The 16,597-nt window shown below is 68.3% G+C and carries 16 protein-coding genes and 1 pseudogene; 7 read left to right on the plus strand and 10 right to left on the minus strand.

What is annotated here, in order from left to right; all coding sequences use genetic code 11:
• Nucleotides 1–70: 70 nt before the first annotated feature.
• The 4 genes and pseudogenes from PTQ19_RS08610 to PTQ19_RS08625 all read left to right on the plus strand — a co-directional run.
• Nucleotides 71–817, plus strand: coding sequence for a DedA family protein (locus tag PTQ19_RS08610; protein WP_274367035.1), 747 nt, complete (start codon nt 71–73; stop codon nt 815–817).
• Between the two features lie 5 nt (nt 818–822).
• Nucleotides 823–2,082 (plus strand): sensor histidine kinase, encoded by a 1,260-nt coding sequence (locus tag PTQ19_RS08615; protein WP_274367036.1) that lies wholly within the window; start codon nt 823–825, stop codon nt 2,080–2,082.
• Nucleotides 2,079–2,750: a response regulator gene (locus tag PTQ19_RS08620; protein ID WP_274367037.1), complete on the plus strand. Its 672-nt coding sequence runs from the start codon at nt 2,079–2,081 to the stop codon at nt 2,748–2,750. The genes PTQ19_RS08615 and PTQ19_RS08620 overlap by 4 nt, the downstream gene beginning before the upstream one ends.
• Nucleotides 2,751–2,844: 94 nt before the next feature.
• A pseudogene (locus PTQ19_RS08625) lies at nt 2,845–3,879 on the plus strand (acyltransferase family protein); the annotation flags it as partial.
• 223 nt (nt 3,880–4,102) lie between these two features.
• On the opposite strand, the gene PTQ19_RS08630 reads toward PTQ19_RS08625, so the two are convergent.
• Genes PTQ19_RS08630 through PTQ19_RS08640 form a run of 3 tightly spaced genes read right to left on the minus strand, consistent with a single transcriptional unit; the run spans nt 4,103 to nt 5,954 of the window.
• Entirely contained in the window at nt 4,103–4,699 is a 597-nt protein-coding gene (locus PTQ19_RS08630) for an energy-coupling factor transporter transmembrane component T family protein (RefSeq protein ID WP_274367038.1), read from the minus strand.
• Nucleotides 4,696–5,376, minus strand: a complete 681-nt coding sequence (locus tag PTQ19_RS08635; RefSeq protein WP_274367039.1) for an energy-coupling factor ABC transporter ATP-binding protein — start codon at nt 5,374–5,376, stop codon at nt 4,696–4,698. Before PTQ19_RS08635 ends, PTQ19_RS08630 begins: the two co-directional genes overlap by 4 nt.
• Complete coding sequence (locus PTQ19_RS08640) at nt 5,373–5,954, minus strand: biotin transporter BioY (protein WP_224817931.1); 582 nt, start codon at nt 5,952–5,954, stop codon at nt 5,373–5,375. Before PTQ19_RS08640 ends, PTQ19_RS08635 begins: the two co-directional genes overlap by 4 nt.
• A 78-nt stretch (nt 5,955–6,032) precedes the next feature.
• Here PTQ19_RS08640 and PTQ19_RS08645 point away from each other — a divergent pair, with 78 nt between their 5' ends.
• Nucleotides 6,033–6,575 carry a TetR family transcriptional regulator gene (locus PTQ19_RS08645; protein WP_179410660.1) on the plus strand — a complete coding sequence of 181 codons (543 nt, stop codon included), beginning with the start codon at nt 6,033–6,035 and terminating at the stop codon, nt 6,573–6,575.
• 41 nt (nt 6,576–6,616) lie between these two features.
• On the opposite strand, the gene PTQ19_RS08650 is transcribed toward PTQ19_RS08645, so the two are convergent.
• The 6 genes from PTQ19_RS08650 to sufB are packed head-to-tail and all read right to left on the minus strand — an operon-like array spanning nt 6,617 to nt 11,866.
• The gene (locus PTQ19_RS08650; protein WP_274367040.1) at nt 6,617–7,768 is read right to left on the minus strand and encodes a MalY/PatB family protein; all 1,152 of its coding nucleotides are present in this window, start codon (nt 7,766–7,768) and stop codon (nt 6,617–6,619) included.
• A 17-nt stretch (nt 7,769–7,785) separates the two neighbouring features.
• Entirely contained in the window at nt 7,786–8,115 is a 330-nt protein-coding gene (locus PTQ19_RS08655; protein ID WP_179410658.1) for a metal-sulfur cluster assembly factor, read from the minus strand.
• A gap of 9 nt (nt 8,116–8,124) precedes the next feature.
• Nucleotides 8,125–8,895: a Fe-S cluster assembly ATPase SufC gene (sufC, locus tag PTQ19_RS08660; protein WP_179410657.1), complete on the minus strand. Its 771-nt coding sequence runs from the start codon at nt 8,893–8,895 to the stop codon at nt 8,125–8,127.
• Nucleotides 8,896–9,222, minus strand: coding sequence for a non-heme iron oxygenase ferredoxin subunit (locus tag PTQ19_RS08665; protein WP_179410656.1), 327 nt, complete (start codon nt 9,220–9,222; stop codon nt 8,896–8,898).
• Complete coding sequence (gene sufD / locus PTQ19_RS08670) at nt 9,219–10,448, minus strand: Fe-S cluster assembly protein SufD (RefSeq protein ID WP_274367041.1); 1,230 nt, start codon at nt 10,446–10,448, stop codon at nt 9,219–9,221. The genes PTQ19_RS08665 and sufD overlap by 4 nt, the downstream gene beginning before the upstream one ends.
• Nucleotides 10,448–11,866, minus strand: coding sequence for a Fe-S cluster assembly protein SufB (sufB, locus tag PTQ19_RS08675; RefSeq protein WP_274367042.1), 1,419 nt, complete (start codon nt 11,864–11,866; stop codon nt 10,448–10,450). The genes sufD and sufB overlap by 1 nt, the downstream gene beginning before the upstream one ends.
• 317 nt (nt 11,867–12,183) lie before the next feature.
• Between sufB and PTQ19_RS08680 the strand changes: the two genes are divergently transcribed.
• Nucleotides 12,184–13,218: a COX15/CtaA family protein gene (locus PTQ19_RS08680; RefSeq protein WP_425313207.1), complete on the plus strand. Its 1,035-nt coding sequence runs from the start codon at nt 12,184–12,186 to the stop codon at nt 13,216–13,218.
• 78 nt (nt 13,219–13,296) lie between these two features.
• Here the strand turns inward: PTQ19_RS08680 and PTQ19_RS08685 are convergent, their stop codons facing one another.
• Nucleotides 13,297–14,217, minus strand: coding sequence for a heme o synthase (locus tag PTQ19_RS08685; protein WP_206821643.1), 921 nt, complete (start codon nt 14,215–14,217; stop codon nt 13,297–13,299).
• Nucleotides 14,218–14,492: 275 nt separating this feature from the next.
• On the opposite strand from PTQ19_RS08685, the gene tkt reads away from it, so the two are divergent.
• Nucleotides 14,493–16,595 carry a transketolase gene (tkt, locus tag PTQ19_RS08690; RefSeq protein ID WP_274367044.1) on the plus strand — a complete coding sequence of 701 codons (2,103 nt, stop codon included), beginning with the start codon at nt 14,493–14,495 and terminating at the stop codon, nt 16,593–16,595.
• Nucleotides 16,596–16,597: the final 2 nt, after the last annotated feature.

Genomic DNA, 16,597 nt, shown 5'->3' on the forward strand with positions numbered 1-16,597 from the left:
TCCCCGAGAGGGATGCGGATGCTACCAACGGACGACGCGCGATGCGGCACCACCCCCGTAGCGTGCTCTCGTGGATCTGATCAACGAACTCATTGCGCAGGCTGTGGCCTCGCCGTGGCTGTTTCCGGTGCTGTTCGTCGCGACCGTGATCGATGGCTTCTTCCCGCCGGTGCCCAGTGAGTCCGTGCTGGTCGCGGCGGCGGCTGTGCTGGCGATGACGGATGCGACCGCCCTGGTGCCGCTGTGCCTGCTCGCCGCGGCGGCGGCGACGATCGGCGACAACATCGCGTTCTGGGTCGGCCGCCGCGTGGGAACGCGACGGTTCCGATGGATGCGCAGGCCCCGGGTGGCCGCGACCTTCGATCACGCGCGACGTGCGATGGATCATTCCGCGGCCGTGCTCGTGCTCGGGGCGCGGTACGTGCCCGTCGGCCGAGTCGCGGTGAACATGTCGGCCGGGGCTGTCGGATACCCATGGCGGCGCTTTCTGCCCCTGTCGGCGCTCGCCGGGTTGTGCTGGAGCGTCTTCAGCATCACGATCGGGCTGGTCGCGGGAACGTGGGTGCGCGACCAGCCGCTGCTGGCGGCGTTGCTCGGCGTCGCCATCGCCCTGCTGATCGGCGTGATCGTCGATCGGGTGGCGGCGCTGCGACGCCGCGCGCGCCGGCGTCGGCGTCGGCTCGAGCGGAGCACTGCGGATGCCACCGCGAGCGCCCCGGGCGACGCCGAGGCGCCCGTGCCGGAGCCGCGCGATCAGCACGAGCCCGTACCCGTACCGACGCCTCAGGACGAACGCACTTCGCGACTGGCAGGATGACGGACATGTCCGTGCGCATTCGTCGCCCCACGTATCGCCAGGCCGCGAGCCTGTTGATCTCCGTCGCGTGCGTGGCGCTTTTTGCCGTGCTGGTGCCGCTGCAGTCCGTGGTCTACGGGACCCCCGTCGCCCTGTCGTTCCTGCTCGGCGCGGGGATGTGCGGGGCGCCGCTACTCATGCTGACCCGTCCGCGACTGGCCACGGCCATGATGGTCGTCGCACAACTGAGTCTGGGGCTACTGGTATCGCCCACGCTGGTGCAGCATGCCCCTTGGCCCTGGTCCGTGCCCGCGATGCTCGCGCTGCTGTGCGCGGTGGCCGTCGCAACGGCACAGCACGGCGCGAGGATGGGTTCCCTGCCGCTCATCGTCGGCGCCGCGACTTCTCTGATGGTCGTCATCCTGAGCCCCGACGTGGTTGCGCAGGTGGCCGCGGCGGCGTCGGCGAACCTCATCGTCGGCGTATGCACCGCCGTCGGCGTGTACCTGCTGACCTTGCTCATCACGGCGCGGTTGCGGGTGGGCGCGGAGCTCGACCGCGAGCGCGCAGTATCTGCCTCTGAGCACGAACGCCGGCTGCGGGTCGAAGAGCGCACGCGCATTGCCCGCGAACTGCATGACATCGTGGCGCACAGCATGTCAGTGATCCAGGTGCAGGCCGCCACCGCCCGCTACCGGGTCGATGACCTCCCTGAGGCCGCCGCGCAGGAATTCGACGGCATCGCCGCGACTGCCCGCACCTCCTTGACCGAGATGCGGCGGCTGCTCGGAGTGCTGCGCACCGAGGAGGGGGCACCGGAGCTCACGCCCCAACAGGGCATCGCCGACATCCCGGAGCTGATTGACAGCATCCGCAGCTCGGGGGCCTCGGTGTCGTTCGAGCAGCGCGTCGGCCCGCGCGAAACGCCCGCCGGCGTCGGTCTTGCGGCGTTCCGCATCGCCCAGGAGGCACTGAGCAACGCGCTGCGACACGCCCCGGGCGCGCCCATCGCCGTCTCCCTGGAGGTCAACGACAGCGACCTGCGCCTGCGCGTGCGCAGTGCGCCGCCAGGCGCGCATCGCGGGCCGGATCGGGCGTCCGACTCCCCCACGGCGAGCGCGACGCAACCGCATCCGACGGCTGGAAGCGGCCACGGCCTTCGAGGCATGCGCGAACGCGCGGCGGTGCTGGGCGGTACTGTTCAGGCATCGGCCACCGCCGACGGCGGCTGGCTCGTCGATGCCCGCCTTCCCTTCAATACCCCTGACCCTGTGGAGCTCTCGTGACGATCCGTGTTCTCATCGCCGACGATCAGGGCATGGTGCGTGCCGGCTTCGCGGCGCTGTTGAACGCCCATGACGGCATCGACGTTGTCGGCCAGGCCGCAGACGGCGCCGAGGCGGCCCGACTGTGCGCGCGTCTCGAACCCGACGTGGTGCTGATGGACGTGCGGATGCCCGAGCTCGACGGTATCGCCGCGACGCGCCGGATCCTCGGCCCGGACTATCCCGCCGCCCGGGTGCCGCGCATCCTGATGCTCACGACGTTCGACATCGACGACTACGTGTATGACGCGCTGGAGGCCGGAGCCAGCGGCTTTCTGCTCAAGGACGCGCTGCCCGAGGAACTCGTACACGCCGTGCGGGTCATCGCCGCCGGTGATGCGCTGCTGGCCCCCAGCGTGACGCGCCGCATGATCGAGCATTTCGGTGCGCGCCGGCCCCGGCCCCCGGTCGCACGGCCGACCCTGGCGGGGCTGACCGAGCGCGAGCGCGAGGTGCTCACGCTGATCGGCAGGGGGCTGTCGAACGCCGAGATCGCCGCCGAGCTGTTCATCGCCGAACAGACCGTGAAGACACACGTCGGCAAGGTCTTCCAGAAGCTGGCGCTGCGCGACCGTGTGCAGGCGGTGATCTTCGCCTACGACGCGGGTCTCGTCTCGCCCGCTGTGTGAGTGGCTCCCCGGTAGGGGGTGAACCGCCCCTGTGAGGTGATGCGCCCGTCGCCACCCGTTCCATAGTCTCCTGGCACATCGACCAGGAGGCGCCATGTCCACCACCGCTGCCGGCCGCGACACCGCGGTCGATCTCGTCCGCTCTCTGTGCGTGCTGGGCGTGATCGTCCTGCACGCCCTCATGGTCGGAGTCACGGTCACCGCGCAGGGGCCGGCGTTCGAGAACGCGGCCGAGAGCGGCGCCTGGCTGGTACCAGTGAGTTGGGCACTGCAGGTGATGCCGCTGTTCTTCGTCATCGGTGGATTCGCGGGCATCACCGCATTGCGTCGACGCTCCACGTCGGCTGCCGCGTTCGCCGCCGCGCGTGTGCACCGTCTGGTGCGTCCGGCGCTCGCCGTGGTCGCGACGGCGGGTGTGCTCCTGGCGTTGCTCACCCACACCGGGGTCGCAGATGACCTCGTCGGTGTGGCGGGCTTCCGCTTCTCACAGCCGCTGTGGTTCCTCGGCGTGTTCCTGGGCTGTCAGGCTCTGCTGCCGCTGATGGTGCGGCTGCACGCCCGGTACCGGGTGGGCGCCCTGGGCGCACTCGCCGCCATGGCCGTGCTGGTGGATGCTGCGCGCATCATCACCGGCCAGGCTGCGGTCGGTCTGGTCAACATGGCCTTTGTCTGGTTGGCCCTGCAACAGCTGGGGTTCTTCCTCTCGGATGGCAGCATCGACCGCATCGGGCCTCGGGCGCGGGCTCTCGCCGCGACCGCTGCCGTCGCCGTCCTGGTGCTGTCATTCCAGAGCGGCTTCCACTCCCCCGATCTGATCGCCAATCTCAACCCGCCGACGACGGCGCTGCTGCTGGTCGGACTGACCCACACCTTGCTGTTCTCGCTCGCACGGTCGAGGATCGCCGTCGTCGCTGAGCGGCCCGTGCTCGCAGCCTTCACGGCGTTCGTATCGCAGCGCACCATGACTATCTACCTCTGGCACATGCCTGTACTGCTCGCCCTTGCCGGTGTTCTCGCGCTGTTCGCTCAGCAGACCGGCGGCGCCCTTCCCGCGCCGGGCGGAGCGGAGTGGTGGCTGACTCGTCCCGCATGGGTCGCCGTCGCGGTGGCGTTGACGGCGCTGCTGAGCGTGCCCCTGGCGCGCATCGAGGCGTCGCGCGTCCGCCGCGGCTTGGTCCGCGCGGATCGAGCCGCAGCGGGTGTCGTCCTGGGAGTGGCCGGCGTCGTGGTGCTGCTCGCCGCCGGCACCACCCCAGTGACGGCCGCGATCACCAGCGTGCTGTGGCTCGGAGCACTCATCGTCACGTCACCCCGGCCGGTGCCCGCAGAGCGTCAGCTCCCGGTGCACACGCTCAGCGCGCCAGCCCGCGGGCGGCGAGCGCGTCACCGACGTCATCCGCGTGCCGGAGTGTCAGTACCAGCAGGGGCAGCGCCGCGCGCGGCCCGAGTCGCACGCCACGCGCGCGCTGCGCGTCCCGCACCTGATTCAGGAATCCCGCGAGCACCGGAACCATGGCGATGGTGAGGGAGATCGCCAGTGCGGCCGTGTCCGGGTCGAGCCGGAACACCCGCAGGGGACGCAAGAGCCGCTGCAGCACATCGAGCAGGTCGCCCATGCGGGTGGTGCGGGTGACGAGGTCGGCGAGCAGGATCAGTGCCACCACGCGCCCGGCGTTGCGCACGGCTTCGTCGATGCCGACGAAGATCCACAGCGCCCCGGCGAGCACGATGATCAGCCAGCGTAGACGCCACCAGGACTCTGCCAGCAGACGCCACCCCAGCCCGCCCACGACGTAGAGTGACGAGACGGCGGCCACCAGTATCGCGGTGCCGGTCGTCCCCAGCGCAAGCACCGACACACACAGCGCCAACGCCGCGAGTAGACCGAGTTTCGCACCGGCCGACATGCGATGCAGGATGCCCGTGCCGGGCCGGTACAGCGAGATCATGCCGCTCGTCGCCGGTACTGGTCGATCACATCGGCGGGTTCGCCGACCGCGTGCACAGAGCCGTCGACGAACAGCACGACCTCATCGCACTGCGCCGCGAGTTCGAGATCATGGGTGACGAGCACGACCGGCACGTCGAGGTTCAGCAACAGGTCGCCGATGCGGCGGGTGTTGCGCAGGTCGAGCAGTGTGGTCGGTTCGTCGGCGACGACGAGGTCGGGGGCCGTGGCGAGCACCGCAGCGACGGCGAGCAGCTGCCGTTGGCCGCCCGAGAGGCTGGCGACGGGCTGGTCTGCACGGCCCGCCAACCCGTACCGTGCAAGCAGCCCGTCGATGCGTGTAGCTCGCTCGCGCTTGTCCACCCGCCCCAGCGAGAGCGCGAGGTCTTCGCCGGGTGTCGGCATCAGGATCTGCGCCTCGGGATTGGTGAAGACGAAGCCGACGCGGGCCCGCAGTTGGTCGGCGTGCTCGGTGGCATCGAGTCCGAGCACGCGCATCGTGCCGGTGGTCGGCTGTCGGAGACCGTTCAGCAGACGGGCGAAGGTCGACTTACCCGACCCGTTCGCCCCGATCACGGCCGTGCGGCGCGCGGACAACGTCACCGAGACGTCGCGCAGTACGCGAACACCCTCCGCCTCATAGCCGACTCCCCGGAGCGAGATGTCGGCGGTCGTCACGATGCAGCGGATGCCACGTGCACGACCCGCTGCGGGAATGCGCGCGGGTAGGCACGACGCAATGCCACGGCCAGCGCCGTCGCCGCACCGGCCTTGATCAGATCGCCCGGCAGGAATGCGAGGGTCGACACGGCGGTCAGGTCGAGCGGTACGCCCGTGACCCACGACTGGACGGGGATACCGAACAGGTACACGACGGCGATGCCCCCGACAAGGGTGGCGATACCCGCACGCCACCAGGTGAACCGCCCGGAGTGCGCGATGACCCCGATCACGATCGCGCCGACGACCCATCCCAGCAGGTAGCCCGCCGTGGGTCCGACGAAGACCCCGAGGCCGCCACGCCCACCGGCCAGTACGGGAAGGCCGACGGCGGCCAGCGCCAGCACGATGAGGATCGCCAGCGGGGCGCGACGGGCACCCAGGATGAGTCCTGCGAGCATGACGCCCAGCGTCTGCCCCGTGATCGGCACGCCTCCGGGCAGGGGCACCATGACGGTGCCGAGCACGATGATCAGCGCGGCGAACAGCGCGATGCGAGCGAGATCGGCGCTGAGGGGGCGACGGACAGCAGACATAGGTTTCCTCTCAGAGATTTCCTGAACGATGTTCACCTGAACAGTGTTCACCTGAACGCTGTTCACTATACTGGCCGTATGGCCCCCTCCCGACACGATCGACACAGCGTCATCGACTGCGCTCTGCGCCTACTCGATGACATCGGCCTTCCCGATCTGTCGATGCGCCGCATCGCCGCCGAGCTCGAGGTGCAACCCAGCGCGCTCTACTGGCACTTCCCCAACAAGCAAGCGCTGCTGGCAGGTGTGGCAGATCGCATCCTCTCTGCTGTACCGGCCCCCGATGCATCCCGCGACACCTCGCAGGTCGCGCACGCCATCCTCGACGCCCTGCTGGCTTATCGCGACGGCGCCGAGATCGTCATGAGCAGCTACGCGCTGCGCCTCGGTACCCCGCGCGCACAGCAGGCGCTTGCCGCGTCACTGACCCCGCACCCCGACAGCGACGTCCTCGCCGACGCCGTCTTCGAGTTCATCCTGGGGCATGCCACCCTGCTGCAGCAGCGCATGCACGCACAGAGCATCGGGGCCGTCGAGCCCGACGCTCAGGATCCGACCGCGCACTCCGACGCGGTGTTCTGCACCGGCATCCGAGCACTCACCGCGGGCGTACGTGTCTGAACGCGGCACGGCCGATTCCCACACAGCAGGGGCAGCGTCGTTCAGCGGATCGCGAAGATGCGCTCGATGGCCTCGGTGATGATCTCGGGGCTGGTGCCGAAGTTCAGCCGCACGTGTCCGGCACCCTCGGCGCCGAAGGCCGGACCGAAGTGCAACGCGACTCCTGCCTCGCGCAGAATGCGCTTGGCCGGGTTGGCGCCCCAGCCGAGTGCACTCAGATCGATCCAGCCGAGATAGCCGGCATCGGGCATCCGATACTCCGCCTCGGGCAGTCGATCGGCCAGCAGATCACCGAGCAGGCGACGGTTGGCATCGAGAGTCAGCAGCAGGCCGTCGAGCCATTCGTCGCTCTCGGGCGCGAACGCCGCCACTGCGGCGAGCAGGCCGAACTGTCCGGTACGCCACTCGACTTCGACGGGAAGCCGGCGCAGCACGCGTCGATGCGCGGCGCTCTCGGCGACCATCAGAGCGCACTTGAGCCCTGCGAGGTTGAACGCCTTGCTCGCGCTGACGACCGCGAACCCCACCTGGGCAGCGGCATCTCCGGCGGCCAGGAACGGCGTGTACCCCTTGCCGGGTTGCGCCAGGGGCGCGTGGATCTCGTCCGACACGACGACGGCGCCGTGCTGCGCAGCGAGTTCGGCCAATGCCCGCAAGGACGCCGCCGAGTGTACGGTGCCGGTCGGGTTGTGCGGGTTGCACAACAGCACCGCGCGGGCCCCGGATGCCAGCGACCCGGCGATCCTCTCCAGGTCGAGCTCCCAGCCCGAACCGGTATCGCGCAGAGGCACCCGTTCGACGACGCCGCCGGCCTCTTCAACCAGCTCGAAGAACGGCGGGTACACCGGCGGGTTCACGATCACACGTTCGCCGGGCGCGATCACCCGGCGCAGGATCTCAACGATCCCCATGCTGACATCCGCGGTGCTGCGCATGCCCGCAGGGTCGGGGGCCCACCCGAAACGGCGATCGGCGAATGCCGCATACGACGCCGCCAGCGGTGTGCGCGAGGCGACGTACCCCGTGTCGCCACCCCGCACGGCACGCTCGAGCGCCGCGGTGATCTGCGGGGCGAGCGGAAAATCAGTCTCGGCGACGAACAGCGGGAGCACCCCTTCGGGGTACTCCCGCCATTTCTCGCTTGTTCGGCGGCGCAACTGCTCCAAGCTCAGGGCCTGAATGGGCGCAGCCATGTCAGTTCGGCTCCGGGTCAGATGGCGAAGCCGAGGGCGCGCATCATGTCACGCCCGTCGTCGGTGATCCGCTCCGGGCCCCACGGCGGCATCCACACCCAGTTGATCCGGAACTGATCGACCACGGCGTCCAGCGCCTGAGCGGTCTGCTCCTCGAGCACATCGGTGAGCGGGCAGCCGGCGCTGGTCAGGGTCATGTGGATGACCAGTGCATCGTTCTCGTCATCCCACGACAGGTCGTAGATCAGACCGAGGTCGACGACGTTGATCCCGAGCTCGGGATCCATGACGTCCTTGAGAGCCTCGGTGACCTCGTCGAACTTCTCGGGAGTGAGGGTCGCGGTCATGCCCTCAGCCTACGCTTCGATCGGGGCTGCGGGGTCGATGAAACGGTCGTAGCCCTCGTCCTCCAGACGGTCGGCCAGTTCGGCGCCGCCCTCTTCGACGATCTTGCCCGCCACGATCACGTGCACGAAGTCCGGGCGGATGTACCGCAGGATGCGCGTGTAGTGCGTGATCAGCAGCACACCCAGATCGGTGGCCTCCTTCGCACGGTTGACACCCTCGGACACGATCTTCAGCGCGTCGACGTCCAGACCCGAGTCGGTCTCGTCGAGCACGGCGAACTTCGGCTTGAGCACCTCAAGCTGCATGATCTCGTGGCGCTTCTTCTCGCCGCCCGAGAAGCCCTCGTTGACGTTGCGCTGAGCGAACTTCGGGTCCATGCGCAGGTTGCTCATGGCCGACTTGACATCCTTGGTCCACTGACGGATCGAGGGCGCCTCGCCATCGATCGCGGTCTTGGCCGTGCGCAGGAAGTTCGTCACCGTGACGCCGGGGATCTCCACCGGGTACTGCATGGCGAGGAACAGGCCGGCGCGGGCACGCTCGTCGACGCTCATCTCGAGCACGTCCTCACCGTCGAAGGTGATGGTGCCCTGGGTGACGGTGTACTTGGGGTGACCGGCGATCGTGTAGGCGAGGGTGGACTTGCCCGAGCCGTTGGGGCCCATGATCGCGTGCGTCTCACCGGTCTTGATGGTGAGGTCGATCCCGTTGAGGATCGGCGAAGTGCCCTGATCGGTCTCGACCGTTACGTGCAGGTCGCGGATCTCGAGAACAGACATTCAGACTTCCTTAATGACAGTGGGGTCGATGAGCACGTCGTCACCGTCGATCGTGACGGCGTAAACAGGGACGGGCTCGTAAGCGGGGAGGTTGAGGGGGTGGCCGGTCTCGAGCGAGAACGCCGAGCCGTGGGCCCAGCACTCCAGCGTCTTACCTTCCACGAAGCCCTCGGCCAGCGAGATGTCGCCGTGCGTGCAGCGGTCGCCGATCGCGTGGATCACGTCGTCGGCGTCCTTCACCAGTGCGATCGCGACGCCGTCGATCTCGACGCGCAGCGGGGTGTCCTGCTCGAGTTCACTGACGCCGCACGCGCGCTGCGCACTCACTGGGCGGCCTCGCGATCGCCCAGAACGGCCTGCGGGTCGACCGCGGCAAGCTCGGCGTCGACAGCGGCGAGCAGCTCGTCCTGCACCGACGGGATGCCGATGCGCTGGATGACCTCGGTGAGGAAGCCGAACACGACCAGCCGTCGCGCCTCGTCCTCGGTGATGCCGCGAGCCTGCAGGTAGAACAGCTGCTCGTCGTCGAAGCGCCCCGTGGCGCTGGCGTGACCGGCACCGGCGATGTCACCGGTCTCGATCTCGAGGTTCGGGATCGAGTCGGCGCGAGCTCCCTCGGTGAGCACCAGGTTTCGGTTCGCCTCGTACGAGTCGGTGCCGACGGCGTCCCGGCCGATCAGCACGTCGCCGATCCACACGCTGTGCGCGCTCGCACCGTTAAGGGCACCCTTGTAGAGCACGTCACCGGTGGTGTGCGCACCCTTGTGGTGCAGGTACACCTGGCTCTCGAGGTGCTGACCCGAATCGGCGAAGGACAGACCGTACAGGTAGCCCTCCGAACCGGTGCCGGCGAGTTCGAGGTTGGGGTTCACGCGCACGATGCCACCGCCCAGGCTGACGACGATGTGCGTCAGTTCGGCGTCGCGATCGACACGTGCCTGGTGAGCCGACGCGTGGATCGCGTCATCGTCCCACTGCTGCACGGTGACAAGCTTCAGCTTGGCACCGTCGCGGACGATGATCTCAACGTTCTGCGCGTACTGTGCCGTGCCGGTGTGGCGCAGAACAACGGTGGAGACGCTGTGGCGGCCGGCCTCGATCACCAGGTGGGCGTCGGCGCGTCCGCCCTTGCCGTCGATCTGCACGACGATCGACTCGGCGACCTCTTCATCGGCGGGGATGCTGAGGTGGAGGGCATCCGACGATCCCTGCCACGCCACAGCCGAAACGATGTCCTCGGGGGTGAAGAACTCGCCGCGCGGCGCCGTGCCGTGCGCGAGTGCGGGACGGACGTACTGCGGGTGGCTGACGGTGGTCTCGACGCCGTCATTGACCGGGCTGGTCTCGAAGAGCGCCTTCAGCTGTGCAACCGGCGTGTGCTTCCAGTTGACCTCGCGGCCCGTGGGCGCACCGAAGTCCTCGGGATCGAACGACCGGGGCCGCTCGGAGCGGGTCTGCACCGGAACGAAACCGGCGCCGGTGACCTGTGCGGCCGGGTCGATGTGCGCGTTCGTCTGCGGCGCCGCGGCGGGCGCCTGTGTGGGGGCCGTCATCAGCCGACCGATCCTTCCATGCCCATCTCGATGAGCTTGTTCAGTTCCATCGCGTACTCCATGGGCAGCTCGCGCGCGATCGGCTCGATGAACCCACGCACGATCATGGCCATTGCCTCGGTCTCATCGATGCCGCGCGACTGCAGGTAGAAGAGCTGCTCGGCGCTGACCTTCGAGACGGTGGCCTCGTGGCCGAGCTGCACGTCATCGACACGGATATCGATCGACGGGTACGTGTCGGAGCGGGACTGTGTGTCGACCAGCAGCGCATCGCAGACCACGGAGTTCGCAGAGTGGTGCGCGGCGGGATCCACCCGGACCTCACCGCGGTAGCCGGAGCGGCCGCCTCCGCGGGCGATCGACTTCGAGACGATCGACGACTGCGTGTGCGGCGCCATGTGCACCATCTTCGCACCGGCGTCCTGGTGCTGACCGGGCCCGGCGAAAGCCACCGAGAGCGTCTCGCCCTTGGCGTGCTCACCCATCAGGTAGATCGACGGGTACTTCATCGTGACCTTGGAGCCGATGTTGCCGTCGACCCACTCCATGGTGGCACCCTCGTGCGCGACGGCACGCTTGGTGACCAGGTTGTAGACGTTGTTCGACCAGTTCTGGATGGTCGTGTAGCGAACGCGGGCGTTCTTCTTCACGATGATCTCGACGACCGCCGAGTGCAGCGAGTCCGACTTGTAGATCGGCGCGGTGCAGCCCTCGATGTAGTGGACGTAGCTGTCCTCATCGGCGATGATCAGGGTCCGCTCGAACTGGCCCATGTTCTCGGTGTTGATGCGGAAGTAGGCCTGCAGCGGGATCTCGACGTGCACGCCCTTCGGCACGTACACGAACGAACCACCCGACCAGACGGCCGTGTTCAGCGCGGCGAACTTGTTGTCGCCGGAGGGGATCACCGTGCCGAAGTACTCCTCGAAGAACTCCGGGTGCTCGCGCAGCGCCGTGTCGGTGTCCATGAAGATGACACCCTGCTCTTCCAGGTCCTCACGGATCTGGTGGTAGACGACCTCGGATTCGTACTGCGCGGCGACGCCGGCGACCAGGCGCTGACGCTCGGCCTCGGGGATGCCCAGGCGCTCGTACGTGTTCTTGATGTCGTCGGGGAGGTCCTCCCAGGACTGCGCCTGACGCTCGGTCGAGCGCACGAAGTACTTGATGTTGTCGAAGTCGATCTCACTGAGGTCGGCACCCCAGGTCGGCATCGGCTTGCGCTCGAAGAGCGACAGAGCCTTCAGGCGCGTCTTCAGCATCCACTCGGGCTCGTTCTTCAGACCGGAGATGTCGCGGACGACAGCTTCGGACAGACCGCGCCGTGCGCTGGCACCGGCCGCGTCGGGGTCGTGCCAGCCGAACTCGTACACCCCCAGACTGTCCAGCTCCGGGCGGTCGATCAGCACATCCGACATGGCACACTCTCCTCAACATGGACCCAGACGGTGTCATCCGCCCCGGCACACCGAACCCCGTCGAGTCTGCGGAGATCGGATGCCGCTCATGGGCCCTCATCACGACGCGCGGCGCGCGCCTAAACTGTCAGTGGTGGACGGCACGCAGTGTGCGACCATCACAACAATCCGATTCTACAGGTTCCCCTGCTGGACGGGCCCTGCGCCGTGCTCCACCGCGGAACTCCGGAGGCCCCATGACTGACATCGTCGCGCCCGAGACGACGCCCACCCCCGCACGCCTGCGCGACAGGTTCTTCGGCTGGATGCCGAGCAGCATGGACGCACGCGTGCGCGTGTTCGCGTGGCTGTCGTTCCTCTTCGAGGTCTTCATCATCGGCACCGGTGGCGCGGTGCGCCTGACCGGTTCGGGCCTCGGATGCTCCGAGTGGCCGCTGTGCACCCCGGAGTCGCTCGTCCCCACTCAGGAACAGGGCATCCACGGCGTCATCGAGTTCGGCAACCGCACGATCACGGGGGTCGTCGGCATCCTCGCCATCGTCGTCCTGCTGTTCACACTGCACGCGATCGGTGGGCGCCGCGCGTTCACGAACGCCGTGTGGTTCGCGCTCGCGGGTGTCGGAGCCGGGCTGATCGCCTACGCGATCGCCGCAGCCGCGGGCGCCGAGGCGTTCCCGTTCTTCGCAGCCGCACTGCTGCTCGTCACCATTGTCGCTGCGGCGCACTCGCTCCGTACGACCCCGGGACGCAAAGACCTGCCCGTACTGGCGTGGATCGTCCTGATCGGCGTGATCGCCCAGGCCTTCGTCGGCGGCATCACGGTGCTGACGGGACTGAACCCGTTCATCGTCGGGTTCCACTACGCGGCTTCCCTCGCGCTGGTGTGCGTCACGGCCGCCTATCTGGTGCGCATGCGTGAACCGGCCGGCGCACGCGAACGCGCCGTTCCGGTCTGGTTCGCGATCCTCACGCACGTCACGGGTCTCGCGATGGCAGTGACGATCGTCGTCGGCATCCTCACCACCGGTTCCGGCCCGCACTCCGGCGACGTCAACGTCGTGCGCGAGGGCTTCGATGCCACCGTGCTGGCCCACGTGCACTCCTGGCCGGGCTACATCCTGGCGGCGCTTGTCGTCGCACTGGCGGTGGCCGCATGGATCCAGCGCCTGCCGATGCGCGGATGGATGCTGCTGCTGGTGGCGGCCGTCGCCGTCCAGGTGCTCGTCGGCGTCTGGCAGGCACGCGAGGGTCTTCCCGCACTGCTGGTGGGCATCCACATGGTGTTGGCAGCACTGACGGCAGCCAACTACACGGTCGTCGTGCTGAAGCTCAAGCGCCCCACCGCCGGCTGATCCGCTGTTCCAACGCAATCGCCCCGGTGCTCGTGACGAGCGCCGGGGCGATTGCGTTGCGGTTGTAGACCGCTCGGATCAGAAGGGCAGCAGCGGGTCGACTGCAACCGAGAGGAACAGCAGCGTGAGGTAGGTGATCGAGGCGTGGAACACGCGCATCGGTCGCGCCTCGTCGCCGTGCACGGCGCGGTTGTAGAGCCGGTGCGACTCGTAGATGAACCAGCCGCCGAACACCACCGCCGAGACCGTGTAGACCAGACCCATGCCTGCCACAGGAATCAGCAGCAGCGAGCACGCGACCGTCGCCCACGCGTACAGGATGACCTGCAGGCCGACCTGCGACGGCGAGCGGGTCGCGCCGAGCATGGGCACGTCGACGTCGTCGTAGTCGGCGCTGTACTTCATCGACAGCGGCCAGTAGTGCGGCGGGGTCCACAGGAAGATCAGCACGAACAGCACGAACGGGGGCCAGTCCAGCGAGCCCGTGACTGCCGACCAGCCGATGAGCACCGGGAAGCAACCGGCGATGCCACCCCAGACGATGTTCTGCTCGGTGCGACGCTTGAGGATCATCGTGTAGATCACGACGTAGAAGAAGATCGCTCCGGCCGAGAGCGCGGCGGTGAGCCAGTTGGTGGTCACCAGCAGCCAGATCGTCGAGACGACGGCAAGGACCCACGAGAAGACGAGCGCGCCGCGGGGCGAGACCTCTCCGGTCACCAGGGGACGATTGACGGTGCGCTTCATGTGCACATCGATGTCGCGATCGAGGTACATGTTGAACGATGCCGCCGATGCCGCGCTCATCGCGCCGCCGATCACCGTGGCGAACACGAGCCAGAGGTTCGGCAGCCCGCCGGCGGCCAGGAACATCACCGGGACGGTGGAGACCAGCAGGAGTTCCATCACCCGCGGCTTGGTGAGGGCGATGTAGCCGCGGATCTTCTGACCGAACGAGTACGTGGTCTCGGTGGTCTGCGATGTCGTCGAGATCGCGATCGCCTCCTTCTGAGCGGGCACAGACAAAACTGCCCTTCATTCTATGCCACCCGGCGTGTCGCGGCGGCCTCCACGGCAGTGACACGGGGCGGAGCCGAGCCCGCCGATGGAAAGCGCTTGCTCAGCGTTCGCCCCCATACGCAACACACCGACGCCGGATGCTACAGCGCCGGTATGCTGAAACAACTCGCGCGCCCGGCGCAGCAGCACTCTCCGTGACGACGCGGACCGCGCAGGAACAGGGCGCCTTCGCAACAGCCAGAAGGAGTATTGCCGTGGCAGAACTGCAGTGGGATGAGATCGACCGTCGTGCGGTGGACACCGCCCGCATCCTGGCGGCGGACGCCGTCGAGAAGGTGGGCAACGGCCACCCCGGAACGGCTATGAGCCTCGCCCCCGTTGCGTATCTGCTCTACCAGCAGGTGATGCGCCACGACCCCACCGACACCGACTGGCTCGGGCGCGACCGCTTCATCCTCTCGGTCGGCCACTCGTCGCTCACGCAGTACGTGCAGCTGTACTTGGGCGGCTTCGGCCTAGAGCTCGACGACCTGAAGGCGCTGCGCACCTGGGGTTCCAGGACCCCGGGGCACCCGGAGTACGGCCACACCAAGGGCGTCGAGATCACCACCGGTCCGCTCGGTCAGGGCCTCGCGTCGGCGGTCGGCTTCGCGTACGCCGCTCGCTACGAGCGCGGCCTGTTCGACCCCGAGGCCGCCGCGGGCACCAGCCCGTTCGATCACTTCGTCTACACGATCGCCGGCGACGGCGACCTGCAGGAGGGCGTCACGAGCGAGGCCTCGTCGCTGGCCGGCCACCAGCAGCTGGGCAACCTCATCGCAATCTACGACTCCAACCAGATCTCCATCGAGGACGACACCAACGTCGCTTTCACCGAGGATGTCGCCGCACGCTACGAGTCCTACGGTTGGCACGTGCAGACCGTCGACTGGAAGCGCACGGGTGAGTATGTCGAGGACGTCGCCGAGCTCAATGCCGCTATCGAGGCAGCCAAAGACGAGCAGTCCAAGCCGTCGCTCATCATTCTCAAGACGATCATCGGCTGGCCCTCGCCCGGCAAGCAGAACACCGGCAAGATCCACGGCTCGGCGCTCGGCGCCGACGAACTCGCCGCGACCAAGAAGGTGCTCGGATTCGACCACGAGCAGCACTTCGTCGTGGCCGACGACGTGATCGCCCACACCCGAGGTCTGGCCGAGCGCGCCGCCGAGGCACGCGCCGAGTGGCAGACCTCGTTCGACGCGTGGGCCGCGGCCAACCCCGAGCGCAAGGCGCTGCTGGACCGCCTCGAGGCGCACCAGTTGCCTGCAGACATCGCTGATGCCCTGCCGTCGTTCGAGGCCGGCAAGGACGTCTCGACCCGCGCCGCTTCCGGACAGGTCATCAACGCACTCGCCGAGAAGCTTCCCGAACTGTGGGGCGGCTCCGCCGACCTTGCCGAGTCCAACCTCACCACCATCAAGAGCGCACCGTCGTTCATCCCGAGCGAGTGGTCGACCCACGAGTGGTCGGGTGACCCGTACGGACGCGTCATGCACTTCGGCATCCGCGAGCACGCGATGGGCGCGATCATCAACGGCATCGTGCTGCACGGCCCCACGCGTGCCTTCGGCGGCACGTTCCTGATCTTCAGCGACTACATGCGTCCGGCGGTTCGCCTGGCCGCCCTGATGAACGTGCCCAGCGTCTTCGTCTGGACCCATGACTCCGTCGCCCTCGGCGAGGACGGTCCGACGCACCAGCCGATCGAGCAGCTCGCGTCGCTGCGCCTGATCCCGAACCTCGCCGTCGTGCGCCCCGCGGATGCCAACGAGACCGCCGCGGCCTGGTTGGAGATCCTGCGCCGTCACGAGGGCCCCGCGGGGATCGCCCTGACCCGCCAGAACATCCCGGTGTTCGAACGCGGCGAAGGTGCGGCATCCGGCGAGGTCTTCGCCTCGGCGAGCGGAACGGCCCGCGGCGCGTACGTGCTGGCCGAGGCACCGAGCGGCACTCCCGATGTCATCCTCATCGCGACCGGATCGGAAGTGCAGCTGGCCGTCGCGGCCCGCGCGGCACTGGCATCCGAGGGCGTGAACGCCCGCGTCGTGTCGGCGCCCTCTCTGGAGTGGTTCGCCGAGCAGGACGACGCCTACCGTGAGTCGGTGCTGCCGACATCCGTCGCCGCACGTGTGTCGGTCGAGGCGGGATCCGTCGTCGGGTGGCGCGACATCGTCGGCGACCGCGGACGCTCGGTCGGCATCGACCACTTCGGCGCCTCCGCCGACTACAAGACCCTCTTCCAGGAGTTCGGGATCACCACCGAGGCCGTCATCGACGCCGCGCGTGAGACCATCGCCGCGGTCGCAGACCGTTGAGC

Origin of the sequence: Microbacterium esteraromaticum (assembly GCF_028747645.1) — a bacterium.
Lineage (GTDB): Bacteria > Actinomycetota > Actinomycetes > Actinomycetales > Microbacteriaceae > Microbacterium > Microbacterium esteraromaticum_C.